This is a genomic window from Pectobacterium sp. HCp5_1 (genome assembly GCF_032905925.1).
Lineage (GTDB): Bacteria > Pseudomonadota > Gammaproteobacteria > Enterobacterales > Enterobacteriaceae > Pectobacterium > Pectobacterium brasiliense_A.
In genome coordinates this window covers 1-18,192 of sequence record NZ_JAUMIO010000029.1, presented here as the reverse complement: position 1 = coordinate 18,192, position 18,192 = coordinate 1, and the positions used below count along the sequence as shown (strand labels likewise).

Here is an 18,192-nt window from a genome sequence, read left to right as displayed (position 1 = left end):
CCCTGCTCAGATGAGGAGATTATCGGTGATATTCATCACAGATCGCCCGACCTCGGTTTGAGTCTGGGGCGGTTAGCAGATATAACCCGATAAGAAGGACGTGATCGGGCGAAGGCCCGAGCGAAACCTGATACGACGCATGTTATTCAGACATGTTCGTATCAGGTTTTTTTTTACCTGAATCCAGCCCGATCGCGCGCTATCCATAACATCAGTGATGTCTTGCTGGCATTGTCTTGTTGAGAAATTATCTCGTTGAGAAAAGGAGAAAAACCGTGAAATACCGTCATCTGAAACGTTTCCCAGAGGGATTTTTATGGGGCGCGGCGACATCGGCTTATCAGGTTGAAGGAGCATGGAATGAAGACGGCAAAGGGCCGTCGGTGATTGATGCCAGAACGTCCTATCCTGAGGGCACAACGGATTTTAAAGTCGCCAGCGACCATTATCATCGTTACAAGGAAGACGTTGCACTGTTTGCCGATATCGGCTTTAAAACCTACCGTTTTTCCATCGCCTGGAGCCGCATCATTCCCGATGGTAGCGGCGAGGTAAACCCCGCGGGCATTGCGTTTTACCACAATCTTATCGATGAATTGCTGCATTACGGTATTGTGCCGATTGTTACGATGTACCATTTCGATCTGCCGCAGGCGTTACAGGAAAAAGGCGGTTGGTATAACCGGGAAACGGTGGATGCATTTGAGCGCTTTGCCAACGTGCTGTTTGATGAATACGGCGACAAGGTAAAGTACTGGCTGACCATCAATGAACAAAACATGATGATTTTGCACGGTTCTGCATTGGGCACGCTCGATCCTACGCTGGAAAATCCGAAGCAGAATCTCTATCAGCAGAACCACAACATGCTGGTGGCGCAGGCAAAAGCGATGAATGCGCTGCATGCAAAAGTGCCCGGTGCGAAAATTGGGCCGGCACCCAACATCGCGTTGATTTATCCGGCCTCACCAAAGCCTGAAGATGTGATGGCGGCGTTCAACTATAACGCGATCCGCAACTGGCTGTATCTGGATATGGCAGTATACGGGCGCTACAACACCGCGGCCTGGCGCTATATGGAAGAAAAAGGCTATACGCCGGAGATTCTGCCCGGCGATATGGATATTCTGGCATCGGCCAAGCCCGATTTCATCGCCTTTAACTACTACACCTCGCAAACGGTGGAAGCCAGTAAAAATGACGGGCAGGATGAAACGGCGCGCGGCGGCGACCAGCACTTGAAATCAGGTGAAGAAGGCGTACATCGCGGGGCAAGTAATCCGTGGTTGCAGAAAAATGCCTTTGGCTGGGAGATCGATCCGATAGGTTTCCGCAATACGCTGCGTGAGCTGCACGATCGCTACCATTTACCGCTGATCATTACGGAAAATGGGCTGGGTGCGTTTGATACGCTGGATGAAAACGGTGAGATTCACGATGATTACCGCATCGACTATCTGCAACGCCACATTGAGCAACTCCAGCTTGCGATCACCGACGGTGTGGATGTCTTCGGCTATACGCCATGGTCGGCGTTAGATCTCATTTCCACCCATCAGGGATGCTCGAAGCGCTATGGCTTTATTTACGTTAACCGTGAAGAGTTCGATCTGAAAGATCTGCGGCGTATCCGTAAAAAAAGCGCATACTGGTATGCTGATGTGATTAAAAACAATGGGCTGGATAGCTCAGAAGCTAAGTAATGAAAGAAGACGCCTCGTCGATATCACGCTGAGGCGCTAAACGGTAGGGAAGGCCAGCGTGCCTTCCCGTCAGACAGGACGGCTGATGCGATGATCATTGAAAAAATACTGAGCAATAACGCCGTTCTGGTGCTGGCAGATGACCAACGGGAAATTGTGGCGATTGGCAAAGGCGTCGGGTTTGGCAAGAAAGTGGGTGACCCTATCGACCCGCAGCGCATTGAAAGCCAGTTTGTGAAAAAAAGCGACGGTATAGCGGATGTGCTGTCACAACTGCTGGCGGACATTCCGCCTGACTGTCTGGCGGTCACGCAGCAGATCATTACTCTGGCGCAAAAAACGCTGCGACTTGATGTACAGGACACGCTGTTTCTGGCCTTAAGCGATCACATCAACTTTGCGCTTCAACGCCATAAGAAAGGGCAGACGATCAAGAACCTGATGCTGTGGGATATCCGCCAGTTTTATCGCAGCGAATTTGCCGTTGGGTTGGAGGCGCTGGAACTGATTCGCGCGAGATTGGATATCGATTTGCCGGAGGATGAAGCCGGGTTTATTGCGTTGCATTTGGCGAATGCGACAAATAACAGCGACATGCAGAGCACGATGCAAAGTGCGGGTATCATTAAAGATATTTTGACCATTCTGAAATACGATCTCCACATCACGTTTGACGAGCACTCTCTCAATTATCAGCGTTTGGTGACGCATCTGAAATTTTTTGCTCTGCGTTTGTTAAATCGAGAAACGGTGAATCACGGTGATGACTCTATCTATCAGGGGATTACTGAATTGATGCCGCGGGCCTATGCCTGTGCGATGAAGGTGTATGACTATGTGGAAAAAAATTACGCCTGCCATCTCACCACCGATGAGATCATGTTTCTGACTATTCACATCAACCGGTTGCAGCCTTCTCCTGCTTAACAAGATGATAGGGATCCCTACGGCAATAATTGGAACGAAAATCACGGGTAAGACCAGCTATCGTTAACATCCGTGCTACTCTTTCCAACCCTTACGACACCTGTTAGTTTCGTTATGTAACAAAATAAATTCAAAAATTGCTCACTGTTACTGACAGGCTTTCAGCCATAATGTTCTTTTTTCTCGCTATTTGTTCGTGAACCGCATGGGGGTCGTTATGTCAGCCTCGCCGCCGACGTTTTTGACGGTAGATGTACGTCGCTCAGGGCTACGCTTTTCCCAGCGAGTCTATATTCCACGGATTGTCGGTACGATCCTCTGCTCCCTCTTTATTTCCTCGGTGCTGATTACCCGGCCTATCCCGACGCTACTGTGGGTGCTGCTCTTTCTTAACACCTTCATCTGGCCTCACGTTGCTTACCTGTTGTCCCTGCGGTCACGCGACCCTATGCGGTGCGAGAAGCGTAATCTATTGCTGGATGTGGCATTTGGCGGCATCTGGATAGGATTTATGGGCGTGAATCTTCTGCCCAGCGCTCTGATTGTCGCGATGGTTGGGATGAACTGTACGGCTGGCGGTGGGATAAAGCTGTTTGTGCAGGGTATCGTATTGTTGTGTGTGAGCTGTGCGCTGACTCTTGTGCTGTTTGCCGTGCCTGTTTCGCTGGATACGACACCCATACAGATTTATGCCTGTCTGCCGATGTTGCTGATCTACCCGATTTCTCTGGGCTACGTGACCTATGCCACCGCGCTAAAACTGGCGGAACACAAACGTATGCTGATGGAAGTCAGTATTCATGACGGCATGACCAGCCTCTATAACCGTCACCACTGGGAACGTCTGCTGAAGCATGAGTATGATATTTGCCAGCGTTATAAGCGTACGGCGACGTTAGTCCTGTTTGATATCGACCATTTTAAAGCCTTTAACGATAACTTTGGGCATAACGTCGGCGATCAGGCGATCTTGCTGCTGGCGCGTGAACTGACATCCGGCTTTCGGGAAACGGATGTCATTGGGCGATTCGGCGGAGATGAGTTTGCCGTTATTTTACCGCAGACCAGCGCGGGAGAGGCGCTGGATGCCGTGAATCGCATTCGGGAGAGTTTGTCGTTGAAGTTCCTAAACCAGACCCCGCAGCTGGCGGTGTTTGTCAGCGTCGGCATTGCGGAGATTTCACCGGAAATGGGCCAATATATTGACTGGTTAAAGTCAGCGGATATGGCGCTCTATCGGGCAAAAAATAAAGGCCGTCGCCGAACCGAAGTTGCCTGAATGCACCAGGTCATAGTCTGAATGTTTTTATTCTGTCTGATAACGATCAATAGACCCTTATCGCCATTGAGGTGGTGATTGGGGTTTCGTCTTCTTTATACCTTCAGTAATACCATACCACTCTAAAACGATACCGAGCTATCCCAGCTAATTTTTTAGAAATTGGGGGGAGATAATACGCATCATTTCTGTTTTATCTTTACATAAAACAAGTGGGGATTCATGCAGTGAAACTTGACGTTTAAATGAAAAAAACGCCACACATAAACACTATGCATTTGATATTTATTGTGTATTTTATCATTAGTCTTTTTTAAGATTTTCAAGGAAATATTTCTTTTTAAAAGCTATTGTTAATAGATGTGTGTTTATGAAAATATAGCGCCAATGTCTTACCTTTCCAGTCTTTTCCTTCCTTTATCCGACACCCTCTGTCGGCGGGGATGGCGTGAACGAGTGATGTCTGATCACAAAGAAAACATCATTTAAATTAAACATCGAGCAAGGAACAATGCGGCTTTAAGGAGTCCTGCTATGGCGTGGCGTAATTGGTTTACTCGATCTTCTCAGTCAGCGAATGCAGTCAAGCAGGCGGCGGCAAATCCGATTCAGGTTTCCTCATTACCGGTCTATGTTCTTGAGCCGCGTATATTGTTTGATGGTGCGATTGCGGCAACGGTGAATGACACAGCAGCAAGCTCATCGGAAACGACTGCCGATCGCGCAGCATCTGACTCCCATGCCTCTACGACAGATCAACCTCCCCATGATTCCCAATCCGCTGCGACACAGGATATTGATATTACGGCGGTGGCTGATGGCACGACGTCCTCGCGTAAAGAAGTCGCCTTTGTTGATACGTCGGTGAAGGATTATGAAACCCTGGTAGCGGGGATCAAGCCCGGCGTTGAGGTCGTATTGATTGACGGATCGCGGGATGGCTTGCAGCAAATGACCGACTGGGCAGCGACGCATACCGGCTATGACGCTATCCATATCTTTTCCCACGGTTCTGAAGGCAAAGTGAATCTGGGGACGCAGGTACTGACGGAGTCATCGCTGAAATCGAGCGACGTGCAGGCACAGCTTGCAGCGTTAGGTGCGGCATTAACCACCGAGGGGGATTTGCTACTTTACGGTTGTGATATTGCCGGTGGCGCACAGGGTGATGCTTTCCTGACGAATCTGGCCCAGGCTACTGGTGCGGATGTTGCCGCATCCATTGACGTTACGGGTAGCAGCGCGATCGGTGGGGATTGGGTGTTAGAGAAGAATACCGGCGATATTGATACCGAGGCAATGGTCATTGACGCATACAGCGGCGCGTTGACGACGATAACGTTCACAGATAGTGACAGCGATTTATATACCTCTACGCTAGTGCGAGATGTCGGAGGGCGGCCTGTTACTTTTTCTGGTGGTGAAAATTCCGGCGGTTTATATCTCGATGGGGATGTAAATAATCGTGGGCTCTATGCGCTGGAGGGCGCTGATAGCTCCACTGGAGGGAGCGATATAAAACTGACGATCGCCCCCAATTCTGGTTATATGTTTGATTTTAATGGATTCCGTGCGCTTGCTGATAGCGGCACGGTGAATATTGTGGTGACCTACGCGGATAATTCAACGGAATCCTTCAATTTCGATGCGAGTAAAACTAACCTTCAGGCCGTTAACTCATTCTCCACGATTTCTGGTGCAACCAAGGTTGTGATTACCTCCAGTCGATATGCGGTATTGCAGGATATCAACATCACCGATGTGAGAACGGCCGCGGTTATTCCACGGATCACGGCAGCCACCTACGACGCCAATACCAATGTGTTGACGGTGACCGGGGCTAATATGGTCGCGGGTGACACCATTGATGTGTCCAAGTTGACGCTGGCGGGCGAAAACGGCAATACCTATACGCTAACCAGCAGCAACGTGACCGCAGTAAATGCCACCACATTCAGTATCACACTGAATTCGACCGACCAGCTTAACGTTGAAGGACTGCTGAATAAAAACGGTACGACGTCGGCCGCAAGTGGGACAACCTTTAATTTGGCCGCGGCTGCGGGGTGGGATGCCACACAATCTTCTACTCCAGCCGATCTGGTCCGTAACGGCGTCACTGTCAGTAATGTTCAAATGCCAACCATCACCTCTTCGACGTACGACAGTTCGACGGGCACATTGGCGGTTACTGGTACCAATCTGGTGAAGCAGAGCGGGGCGAATAATGATATTGACCTCTCTAAGCTCACCTTCACTGGTCAAGGCGGTAGCACTTATACGCTCAGCGCAACCAGCAATGTTGAAATCGTCAACGCCACTTCTTTTATCGTGGTATTAAGCGCAACCGATAGAACCGGACTTAGCGCGATCATTAACCAGAATGGTACGTCCTCTTCGGGTGGGACGACCTATAATCTCGCCGCCGCCGACGACTGGAACGGGCCTATAACGGGTGGAAATATTGCAGATCTGACCGGCAACGGTATCACCGTCAGTGGATTTAATACTGCACCGGTGATGAGTAACCTGAACGGCGATAGCGTTAACTTTACCGAGGGCGCGTTACCGATTAGTTTAGACGCGGGCGGTAATGCTACGGTTACGGATGTGGATTCAGCCGATTTCAACGGCGGCAGCGTGCGGGTAGCGATCACCACTAACCGTAACAGTAGTGAAGATGTGTTAGGCATCATGAACCAGGGGACGGGGATCGGGCAAATCGGCGTGTCTGGATCGAATATTACTTATGGTGGCGTCGTGATTGGCTCCTTTACCGGGGGCTCTGGTGTGAACGACCTGGTGGTAGCCTTGAACGGCAGTGCGACTCCAGCAGGCGTTCAGGCATTAGTTCGCGCCCTGTCTTATCAAAACAGCAATACGACCGATCCTGCCATCACGACGCGTTCCGTTAGCATTACCGTGAATGATGGCGATGGCGGGAGTGCTTCCGCAATGGTGACCGTTGGCGTCACCGGGGTGAACGATGCCCCTACGCTGTCTGCTACCGGTAATAATGTGACCTATACCGAAAACGGTAGCGCCGTCGATCTTTTCAGTAACGTTTCAGTCAGCACGGTTGAAGCCGGGCAGACCATCACGCAGTTATCTCTTGTTGTCAGTAATGTGTTGAATGGCAGCAGTGAACAACTGCAAATCGATGGAACAACCATTACGCTGATCGGCGGCAATAGTGGCACCACGACCACGAACGGTTTGTCTTATTCCGTTAGCGTGGCTGCGGGCACCGCCACGCTAACGTTGAGTAAAGCGGGTGGCATCAGTGCCTCGGCGGCGGCCACGGCGATCGACGGCATCACTTATCGCAATACCAGCGAAAACCCCACGGGGCCGGCTCGTACTGTGACGTTGACGAGTATTTCTGATAATGGCGGAACAAGTAACGGCGGAGCGGACACCACAACGCTGTCGATTGCTTCCACGATAACCGTGGTGGCGGTGAACGACTCACCGACTATCAGTGCGCCCGCCTCGATCACGGTAACGGAAGATCTGGCGAAGGCGATTACCGGTATCAGTTTTGCGGATGTTGATGCCGATAGTAATAACGTCACGGTGACCTTATCTGTGGGCAGCGGCGTGCTCAATGCTAACGGTGTCGGCGTTGGCGTAGTGGGAAATGGCACGAGTAGCCTGACGTTGACGGGGTCTATTGCCACTATCAATGCTTATATCGCAGGCAGTAATGTGCTATTCAACCCGGCCAGCAATGCAACAGGGAATGTCACGCTGACGATCGGCATTGATGACGGTGGTAACTCGGGAAGCGGCGGAGCTAAAACCGCGTCGGGCACCGTGACGTTGAGTATTGATGCGGTTAACGACGCGCCAGTCAATGGCGTACCTACGGCACAGGTGGTACAACAGGATGGTTCGCTGGTATTTAATACCGCTAACGGCAACCTGATTTCTGTCAGTGACGTCGACATCGGTGGCAACACCATGCAGGTGACGCTAACCGCGACGAATGGATTACTGACCTTATCGTCATTCTCCGGACTGGTTTTCAGCGTGGGATCGGGCACAGGCGATAGCACGATGACCTTCCAGGGTAGCCTGACCGATATTAACAATGCGTTAAATGGCCTGACGTTTACCCCAACCAGTGGCTATAACGGCAGCGCGTCGATCCAAATGGTCAGTAATGATTTAGGCAGCTCAGGCTCCGGCGGGGCACAAACTGACACCGATACCATTGCGATTACGGTGAATCCGAATAACCCCACGATTACCAGCGTCAGTGCGAGTAGCGCCGATGGGGCCTATAAAATAGGGCAAACCATTCAGGTTACGGTGGCATTTGATTCCAATGTCGTTGTCGATATCACTGGCGGTGTGCCGACCCTATTACTCGAAACGGGCGCGATCGATCGCGTGGCGACGTATGTGGCGGGTTCTGGATCCAACACACTGACCTTTGCATATATTGTGCAAAATGGCGATCTGAGCGCTGACCTGAACTACGCCAGCACGTCTGCGCTGTCGCTCAATGGTGCGACGATTCAGGACAATACCAACCGCATGGCTGTGTTGACTCTGCCAGGGCTTAATAGCCTTAATTCGCTGGCGGCGCAGAAAGCCATTGTTGTCGATGGTGTGTTGCCGACCGCAGCTATTACGGTGAGTGACAACGCCCTGAAAGCGGGCGAGACTGCGGAAGTCACCATCACGTTCTCGGAAGCGGTGACGGGTTTTAGCAACGCCAACCTGTCGGTAGCAGACGGCACGCTAAGTAACGTGACCAGCACTGACGGCGGTGTGACGTGGAAAGCCACCTTTACCCCGAATACCAACGTGACCAATGCGGGCACGGCGATTGGGCTGACCTACAGCGGTGTCACCGACGCAGCGGGCAACGCGGGCGTGGGCAGCGAAACCTCCGGTAATATCAGCGTTGATACGACATTGCCAACAGCGACGATAGCCGTCAGCGACAGCGTCCTGAAAGCGGGTGAAAGTGCTGAGGTTACCATCACGTTCTCGGAAGCGGTGAGCGGTTTCAGCAACGCCAACCTGTCGGTGACAGACGGCACGCTAAGTAACGTGACCAGCACTGACGGCGGCGTGACGTGGAAAGCCACCTTTACCCCGAATGCCAACGTGACCAATGCGGGTACGGCGATTGGGCTGACCTACACTGGTGTTATCGACGCGGCGGGCAACGCGGGCGTGGGCAGCGAAACCTCCGGTAATATCAGCATTGATACGGCATTGCCGACCGCGACGATAGCCGTCAGCGACAACGCCCTGAAAGCGGGCGAGACCGCGCAAGTCACCATCACCTTCTCGGAAGCGGTGACGGGTTTTAGCAACGCCAACCTGTCGGTAGCAGACGGCACGCTAAGTAACGTGACCAGCACTGACGGCGGCGTGACGTGGAAAGCCACCTTTACCCCGAACATCAATGTAACCAACGTCAGCACGGCGATTGGGCTGACCTACAGCGGTGTCACCGACGCAGCGGGCAACGCGGGCGTGGGCAGCGAAACCTCCGGTAATATCAGCATTGATACGACATTGCCAACAGCGACGATAGCCGTCAGCGACAGCGTCCTGAAAGCGGGTGAAAGTGCTGAGGTTACCATCACGTTCTCGGAAGCGGTGACGGGTTTTAGCAACGCCAACCTGTCGGTAGCAGACGGCACGCTAAGTAACGTGACCAGCACTGACGGCGGCGTGACGTGGAAAGCCACCTTTACCCCGAACACCAATGTAACCAACGTCAGCACGGCGATTGGGCTGACCTACACTGGTGTTATCGACGCGGCGGGCAACGCGGGCGTGGGCAGCGAAACCTCCGGTAATATCAGCATTGATACGGCATTGCCGACCGCGACGATAGCTGTCAGCGACAACGCCCTGAAAGCGGGCGAGACCGCGCAAGTCACCATCACCTTCTCGGAAGCGGTGACGGGCTTCAGTAACGCCAACCTGTCAGTGACGGACGGCACGCTGAGCAATGTAACGAGCACCGATGGCGGCGTGACGTGGAAAGCCACCTTTACCCCGAATGCCAACGTGACCAATGCGGGTACAGTGATTGGGCTGACCTACACTGGTGTCACCGACGCAGCGGGCAACGCGGGCGTGGGCAGCGAAACCTCCGGTAATATCAGCATTGATACGACATTGCCAACAGCGACGATAGCCGTCAGCGACAACGTCCTGAAAGCGGGTGAAAGTGCTGAGGTTACCATCACGTTCTCGGAAGCGGTGACGGGCTTTAGCAATGCCAACCTGTCGGTGACAGACGGTACGCTAAGTAACGTAACCAGCACTGATGGCGGCGTAACGTGGAAAGCCACCTTTACCCCGAACACCAATGTAACCAACGTCAGCACGGCGATTGGCATGACCTACAGTGGTGTCACCGACGCGGCGGGCAACGCGGGCGTGGGCAGTGAAACCTCCGGTAATATCAGCATTGATACGGCATTGCCGACAGCGACGATAGCTGTCAGCGACAACGCCCTGAAAGCGGGTGAAAGCGCTGAGGTCACCATCACCTTCTCCGAAGCGGTGAGCGGTTTCAGCAACGCCAACCTGTCAGTGGCGGACGGCACGTTGAGCGCGGTGACCAGCACTGACGGCGGCGTGACGTGGAAAGCGACCTTTACCCCGAATACCAACGTGACCAATGCGGGCATGGCGATTGGGCTGAACTACACCGGTATCACCGACGCGGCGGGTAACGCTGGCGTGGGCAACGTCACTTCCGACAGTCTTAGCATCGATACCGCTCGTCCTGTGCCGGTTAGCCTAGCGCTGACGGAAACGTCAGGTTCGCAGGCTCTCAGTTACACGTTAGTCTTTTCAGAAGCGGTAACGGGTTTAGATGTTCGTGACTTCTCTTTGGTTAACGCCAACGGTACTACGGCGACAATTGGTGCGGTGACAGCGCTGAGTCCGACAACCTATCGAATTGATTTAACCAATGTGACTGGGGCGGGTGCCGTGCAGTTGGTCTTTACCGGTAATCACGGCGGAGTGACGGATCTGGCAGGCAATGACCTGAACGGTCAGGGAATTAGCGGAGAGGTTTATAGCAATACTGCACCTATTGCCAACGGTATCGGGAATCAGTCAGCGAGTCAGGGGAGTGCATTTACCTTCACGTTGCCCGCTAACGCGTTCGTTGATAATGATGCGGGAGATAGTCTGACTTACCGTGCCTCGTTGTCCGATGGTTCGGCTCTGCCGTCCTGGCTGGTGTTCAATCCTCAGACGCAGACATTCTCAGGTACGCCGCAAAATGCTGATGTGGGATCGTTAGCGATTCGTATTACCGCAACCGATAAAAACAGTGTCTCAGTGTCCAGCGATTTTACGGTTGTCGTGAATAACGTTAATGATGCGCCGACCACCACCGGCATTAGCAACCAAACGGTGAATGGTGATGGGGCATTTAGCTTCCAGATTCCTGCTAACACCTTCTCTGATATTGATGTGGGCGATACGCTGCGCCTCAGTGCAACCCAGGCGGATGGTTCTGCGCTACCAGCCTGGATAAGCTTCGATCCTGCAACCGGCACCTTTAGCGGATCGCCGGGACGCGCGAATAGCGGCGATCTATCAATTCTGGTTACCGCAACGGATGTAGCGGGCGCGAGCGTGAGCACCACATTCGTCTTGCGCGTCCTGTCTTCTACGCAACCGGATGGCGATCCAGAATTCAAATCGAATGCTGGCAGGCCAGCGGTGGCGATTGCTGGTAATAACGCCGCAGTTCAAAGCCAGCTGTCGCTGTTGACCGTTGGGGCTGCGTCAACCAGTGGCGATGGCCTGTTGGGTGCACCGTCTTCACTCTTTAATGCGAGTAGGGGGGAAGGTAGCACGCCGGGAACTACCAGCGTGTTTAGCGCAGCGGCACAAGGCGGTGGTGCAGTAGGCGGTTCTGCGGTTGCCGTGGCCTTTGCCAACAATGGCGTGAATCGTTATGAACCCGGTATACCACGCAGCAATGTTTCTGATTTCAACCAGCCGATGGGGGGGAAATCCACTCTGGCGGGGATGTTTGTGAACAATATCATTCCAGGCAATACCGCGCTTGAGGTGTTCAGCGGAGGCAGTTGGCAATCCGTGTCGGAGGGCAACTCGACATCAGCAATGCCGCCCGTCTCCGTCTTCGGCGCGCCCGTATTTAGCCAGCAGCTAAAAGCATTGGATGACTATGAACGTCTGCAAATCACTTCTCTCGAAGGCGCATTCCAAAACATGAGCAAACCAGCCTGAAACGGCGGTGGCAGGGTGTGATGAATACAATAAAAAAACAGGGGTAAGGAATTGACTATGCAAAGATGCCCGAAAATTTTCAGCGTCACACTGCTGGCGCTGTTAGTCAGTGGATGTGCGGTATCAACTCAGCCGCTCGATAAAGCAGAAAGTACCCGACGTGCGGATAACGATCTGCGCGTGATGTTCAGCAATCAAGAGCCCGTGACGGCACCCATTACGTTACACGATGCGATGGCAAGGGCGCTGAAATATAACCTCGAAGCGCGCTTAAAAGTGATGGAACAGGCGCTGGCGCAGGAGCAGGTGGATCTGGCGCGTTTTGATATGTTGCCAAAAATGGCGGCCAATGCGGGATATGTGACGCGCAGCAACGTGAGTGCTTCCAGTAGCCGCAGCATAGAAAGGGGCGTCACCTCGCTGGAACCGTCGACCTCGCAGGATCAAACCCGCCGCGTCGCGGATCTGAATATGGTGTGGAATATTCTCGATTTTGGCGTCAGCTATGTTACGGCGCATCAACAGTCGGATAAGCGCTGGATCGCCGAAGAACGTCGCCGAAAAGTGACGCACACTATCGTGCAGGATGTGCAGTCGGCCTACTGGCGAGCCGTGGCGGCTGAACGTTTGCTTCACCGTATTGATGCCTTAATCGAACGCGTTAACATGGCGCGTGAGAACAGCCAGAAAATGTCGGCGCAAAAAGTCGGTGACATTATTGAAGCCTACAGCTACCAGCGCGCACTGCTGGATGCGACGCGCCAGTTGGAGGAGCAACGCCGTGCGCTGTCTCTGGCGAAAACCGAGCTGGCAACGCTGATGAATTTGCCGCTAGGCACAGATTACCAACTGGTCTTGCCGAAGGAGAGTGAACTCGTCGAGCCAGAGCTGAAAGTGGCCTTTAGCGATCTGGAGAAGGCGGCGTTAGTGAGCCGTCCTGAACTGCGTGAACAGGATTATCAGGTCCGTATCAGCGCGGCGGAAACGCGTAAATCACTGCTTCGTATGCTGCCGGGGATTGAAATGTCGGTCGGGGGGAACTACGACAGCAACTCGTTTCTGGTTAACCAGCATTGGGCGGATGCCGGGGTGAAGGTAACCTGGAACCTGTTCAATCTGTTCTCCGGTCCGGCCGCTATCGATGTGGCAAAAGCGGGCGAAACCGTTTCCGAAATGCGCCGTCAGGCGATGTCGATGGCGGTACTGGCGCAACTTTATGTGGCTCGCGCCAATTTCAATGAAGCGCAGCGCCAATACCGTACCGGTAAAGAGTTACAGAAGCTGGATGTCGATATCCTTGAACAGCTGAATAACCGCTACAAGGCCGGCAATATCGGTGAATTACAGCTGATTCAGGGCGAGTTGAACGCGGTGAATACTTCTTTGCGCAATGATTTGGCCTATGCTGAATTGCGTAATGCGTATGGCCAGATCTTTGTTACCGCGGGCTTGGATCCTCTGCCAGCAACGCAGACCTTGAATGATATCCCGTCGGTAGGGAAGGCGCTTGACCAAACGGAGAAGCGCTGGGCGACCGGTAACCTTTCGCTGTAAGGAACGGTGTGCGGTCTGGGTATTCTCCTCCAGACCGCCTCATAACACACTGCGTGTTGGATGACGATGTTGAATAAGAAAATCCTATTTCGTAAAACGATGCCGTTGCACATGATGTTTCATCGCAGGACGCTGCATAACATTCTGCCGAAGAAAACGACGCTTTCCCTCGTGCTAATGGCGTTACTCTCCGGTGTGCCGTATTCCGCTATGGCAGAAAAGATAGAGGATGAGCTACAGCTCGCTCCGGTAAGCCATGCTTCGGTAGAGACGGCGGCGAGAGAGGCCAGAGGCGTATTAAGAGCGGTGGATCAGGCGACACTGTCCAGTGAGCTGAATGCGAAAGTGGTTGAGATGCCGTTTCGCGACGGTGAAGCGTTTCAGAAGGGCGATTTGCTGGTGCGTTTTGACTGCTCGGCCTATCAGGCACAGTTTGCTGCTTCGCAGGCTGCCATGAGGGCGGCACAGCAGGAGTTGAGTCAGAACAGGCAACTGGCCGAGATGAAATCCGTCGGCCGCAATGCGGTCGCGGTGGCGGAGGCTCGTCTGGCGCAGGCCACGGCGGAAAGCCAGGTTTATCAGATCCAGACGAACCGCTGTCGCGTTGTTGCCCCATTCTCTGGTCAGGTTGTATCGCGGAAAGTTCAGGTCTCGGAATATGTCGGTCAGGGGATGCCACTGCTGGAAATTGTGGATAACCGCCATCTGGAAATCAACGTTCTGGTGCCGTCACGCTGGCTCGCTTCACTCAAACCGAAGCAAGCATTTACTTTCATTCCCGATGAAACTGGCGTGCCGCTACAGGCGGAAGTGCTGCGCATTGGCGCACGTATTGATGAAAGCAGCCAGACCTTGACGCTGATTGGGCGAGTGCTCAAACCCGATAATAGCTTGCTCGCCGGAATGAGCGGCAGTGCTCGCTTCACGGGGCAACCGTGAGCGAATCGCATTCCTTCACGGTTGAGCGGGTATTTGCCGAATTCATTCATCTGGAGCGTCTGGCGCGTAGCGCCAAAAATAGCGAAACGCTCGCCTACTCGATGGTGAATGACAGCCAGAAGCTGTTCGGTTTCCGTCACGTCGCGCTGGTGATCAATGGGCGTGTACGTGCCGTCACCGGGGTTTCCGTTCCCGACCCGCATGCACCGTTTGTCGCGTTTATTGAACGTGCAGGCAAGCAACTGGTTACTCAAAAAGCCGCTGAGCAAATCACGACGGTGCGTGCCGACTGGTTTGATACGCAAACGCAGAATGACTGGCAAACGCTGTCTGCACAAGAAGCGCTCTGGGTACCGTTGAGGGATCGGCAGGGACAGCTGATTGGCGGATTATGGTATGCGCGGGATCTGCCGTGGCAGGAAACCGATCGGACGCTGATGGAGCAGTTGGCTGATGCCTATGCGCATGCCTGGCTGGCGCTGGAGCCGCGCAAAGCGTGGCGGCCGGGGATGGCAAAAGCTAAAGTGCTGGTTGCCGTTGCGGTACTGATTGGGGCGCTGCTGATACCGGTTCGTCAGTCGGTACTGGCACCGGCCGAAGTTGTGCCGCTGGATGGGCGGATCGTGACGGCACCGCTGGATGGTGTGATCGCTGAAATCACGGTTAAGCCAAATCAGGTCGTGAAGAAAGATGAGGTGCTGGTACGGTTTGATAACACCACGCTGAAAGCTCAGGCTGATGTGGCAGAACGGGCGCTGGGCGTAGCCGAAGCCGAGTGGCGATCGGGGTCGCAGCGGGCTTTTCAGGATGCAGATTCCAAATCGAAGCTTGATTTGCTGTCGGCGCAGGTCGAGCAAAAACGTGCCGAACTGATGTATGCCAACGATCTGCTGTCGCGCAGTGAAGTCAGGGCGGAGCGTGATGGCATCGCTGTGTTTGCCGATGGCGATCGGCTGCGCGGGAAGCCCGTCAGAACAGGGGAACGCCTGATGGAGCTGGCTAATCCTCAGCAGGCGGAACTGAAGATTGAGCTGGATGTGGGCGATGCGATCCAGTTTCCGGTGGAAGCCGATGTGGCTCTCTTCCTGGATAGCGATCCGCTGAAACGCCATGACGCCACGCTACAACGTATCGCTTATGAAGCGGCGTTAACCGATCGCAGCACGTTAGCTTATCGGCTCGATGCCCGTTTTATCGCCGACGCACCGCGTATCGGCTTACGCGGCACGGCGAAGGTTTATGGTGAATATGTGCCGCTGGGTGTCTATCTGTTCCGCCGTCCCGTCGCGGCGTTGCGCAAAACGGTTGGATTCTGATGGCTGTTTTACCTCCGCTACGTGACGATCTACACCTTTCCCCGGCAGCGTCAGCGAGAGATGGTTCCCCGCAGTGGACGTTAGCGGATACGATATCTGGCCGCTATTTTAAACTGAACAACACGGCAATCCGCCTGCTACGTCACTGGCCCTTACGTGAGTCGGAACAGGTGATGGTCGCGGTGAATAAAGAGCCCGGTATACCGCTTGGAAATGACGATCTGGAGCAGTTCCTGCGCTTTTTACGTGCACACGATTTGATCGCGGGCAGCGATAAAGAACAACGAAGCAGCTACGAGGCTAAAGCGGCCAGCCGCCGCCGTAGCCTGATCAAACAGGTGTTACATCAATATCTATTTTTCCGCATTCCGCTGTGGCGTCCCGATCCTTTTCTGAATAAGACGTGGCCGTGGCTACAGCGTTATGGCGCTATGCTGCTGCGCGTGGCTTTTCCGCTGATTTTACTGCTGGGCATATTTCTGGTCAGCCGAGACTGGCCACGCTATCGCAGTTCGTTTCCGCATCTCTTCAGCCTTGAAGGGATGATGGCATTTGGCTGCGCCCTGATTTTCGCAAAATTTATTCACGAGCTGGGCCACGCCTACATGGCAAAAAAGGCGGGCTGCCGGGTTCAGAGTATGGGTGTGGCGTTCATCGTGATGTTTCCGATGTTGTATACCGATGTCAGCGATGCCTGGCGGGTCGGCGATCATCGTGCGCGTGTGCTGATTGGCGCAGGGGGAATTCTGGCGGAGCTGCTCTTGGCGACGCTGGCGCTGCTGGTCTGGTCGCTGTTGCCGGAAGGGCCGTTGCATTCGGCGGTATTCCTTCTTTCCAGCGCCACCTGGATTACCACGCTGCTCATCAATGTTAATCCGCTGATGCGCTTTGATGGCTATTTTATACTGAGCGATGCCTGGCGTATCGATAATCTACAGGGGAGAGCCTACGCCCTGTGCCGCTGGCACCTGCGAGAAAAACTGTTTGGCTATGGTGATGTGCCGCCGGAGCGCTGGTCGCCTCCGATGGCGAAAAGGCTGCTGCTGTGGGGATATGCTTCCTGGGTGTGGCGTTTCTTCCTGTTCTTTGGTATTGCGCTGGCGGTCTATCACTATTTTTTCAAAGTGCTGGGCATCTTCCTGATGCTGGTTGAGGTCGGCTGGTTCATCGTTCTGCCTATTGTGCAAGAGTGCGCACAGTGGTGGCATCAGCGCAAACGCTCGCAGCGCCGTGCCGTCTGGCGTACCGCGCTGTGTTTATTGCTACTGCTCATAGTACTGTTTTTCCCTTGGCGCAGTCAGGTAGAAATACCAGCGGTGCTGGAAGCCTCTCGTGTCAGTACCCTGTATTCGCCCGTTGCCGCACAGCTGAAACAGCTACAGGTCAAGGATGGACAGCGGGTTGAGGCGGGCGATGTCCTGTTGACGTTGACATCCGGCGATCTCGATTTCCGGCTGGCGATTATTCGTCAGCGTATCGGCATCTTGCAATTACAAATGCGCCGCCAGGCGGCGAATCGTGACACCGTGGGTGATTCGCTGATTCTGGAACAGGAGCTGGCGGCGGCGCTGGCGCAATATCGTGGCCTGAAAGCACAGCAGGAACGGTTGCAAATTCGTGCACCGCAGTCTGGCGTGGTGAGGGACATTGCTGTTGATTTAACGCCGGGACGGTGGCTGGATGCCGATCTGCCGCTGTTGCGCGTTGTGAGCAGCGAAGGCGGTCGTCTGCGTGGCTATCTGCGTGAAGACAAACTTAATCGCATTGCTGCTGGGATGTCCGGCCAGTTTATTGCTGATGATCCGGCACGTGCCGCGGTACCCGTGATATTGAAAGACATTGATCCAACGGGCATTGCCTTTATTGAGCATAACATACTGGCTTCCGAGTATGGCGGGCCGATAGCAGTAAGGCGGGATGAGCAGAAACAGCTGCGCCCGGTTCAGGGCTGGTATGGTGTAAACCTCGATGTCGCTACCGATTCGGCGCTGCCATTACAGCCACTGCGTGGCCTTGTGGTGATGAACGGAGAAGCGGAATCGCTGTTCGCCGGGATGTGGCGTCAGGTTGCCGCTTTAGGTGTGAGAGAAAGTGGGTTCTAAATAGCTTCGCCAAATAGTAGATCACTCGAAGGGAACTCAGTCCGAGTTATGCGATCTGATCAATCGCCAAACCAAACAAATCACCAACCGGACTGAGCGATGCCGATCATAGCAGCAAT

The 18,192-nt window shown here is 53.7% G+C and carries 8 protein-coding genes; all 8 read left to right on the top strand.

Annotation, left to right across the window (positions count from 1 at the left end; genetic code table 11):
- Nucleotides 1-275: 275 nt before the first annotated feature.
- Nucleotides 276-1,703 carry a glycoside hydrolase family 1 protein gene (locus Q3A88_RS17190; protein WP_110162691.1) on the top strand — a complete coding sequence of 476 codons (1,428 nt, stop codon included), beginning with the start codon at nucleotides 276-278 and terminating at the stop codon, nucleotides 1,701-1,703.
- A gap of 90 nt (nucleotides 1,704-1,793) precedes the next feature.
- Complete coding sequence (licT, locus tag Q3A88_RS17185) at nucleotides 1,794-2,630, top strand: BglG family transcription antiterminator LicT (protein WP_014914749.1); 837 nt, start codon at nucleotides 1,794-1,796, stop codon at nucleotides 2,628-2,630.
- 217 nt (nucleotides 2,631-2,847) lie between these two features.
- Entirely contained in the window at nucleotides 2,848-3,909 is a 1,062-nt protein-coding gene (gene adrA, locus Q3A88_RS17180; RefSeq protein ID WP_110162690.1) for a diguanylate cyclase AdrA, read from the top strand.
- 534 nt (nucleotides 3,910-4,443) lie between these two features.
- A complete protein-coding gene (locus Q3A88_RS17175) occupies nucleotides 4,444-12,162 on the top strand; it encodes an Ig-like domain-containing protein (protein ID WP_317178332.1) in 7,719 nt (2,572 codons plus the stop codon).
- Between the two features lie 57 nt (nucleotides 12,163-12,219).
- Complete coding sequence (locus tag Q3A88_RS17170; RefSeq protein WP_110162688.1) at nucleotides 12,220-13,716, top strand: TolC family protein; 1,497 nt, start codon at nucleotides 12,220-12,222, stop codon at nucleotides 13,714-13,716.
- A gap of 114 nt (nucleotides 13,717-13,830) precedes the next feature.
- Nucleotides 13,831-14,655 (top strand): efflux RND transporter periplasmic adaptor subunit, encoded by an 825-nt coding sequence (locus Q3A88_RS17165; RefSeq protein WP_410522769.1) that lies wholly within the window; start codon nucleotides 13,831-13,833, stop codon nucleotides 14,653-14,655.
- Nucleotides 14,652-15,971, top strand: coding sequence for an efflux RND transporter periplasmic adaptor subunit (locus Q3A88_RS17160; protein WP_039504487.1), 1,320 nt, complete (start codon nucleotides 14,652-14,654; stop codon nucleotides 15,969-15,971). The genes Q3A88_RS17165 and Q3A88_RS17160 overlap by 4 nt, the downstream gene beginning before the upstream one ends.
- Nucleotides 15,971-18,073, top strand: coding sequence for an efflux RND transporter periplasmic adaptor subunit (locus tag Q3A88_RS17155; protein WP_110162687.1), 2,103 nt, complete (start codon nucleotides 15,971-15,973; stop codon nucleotides 18,071-18,073). Before Q3A88_RS17160 ends, Q3A88_RS17155 begins: the two co-directional genes overlap by 1 nt.
- The last annotated feature ends 119 nt before the right edge of the window (nucleotides 18,074-18,192 follow it).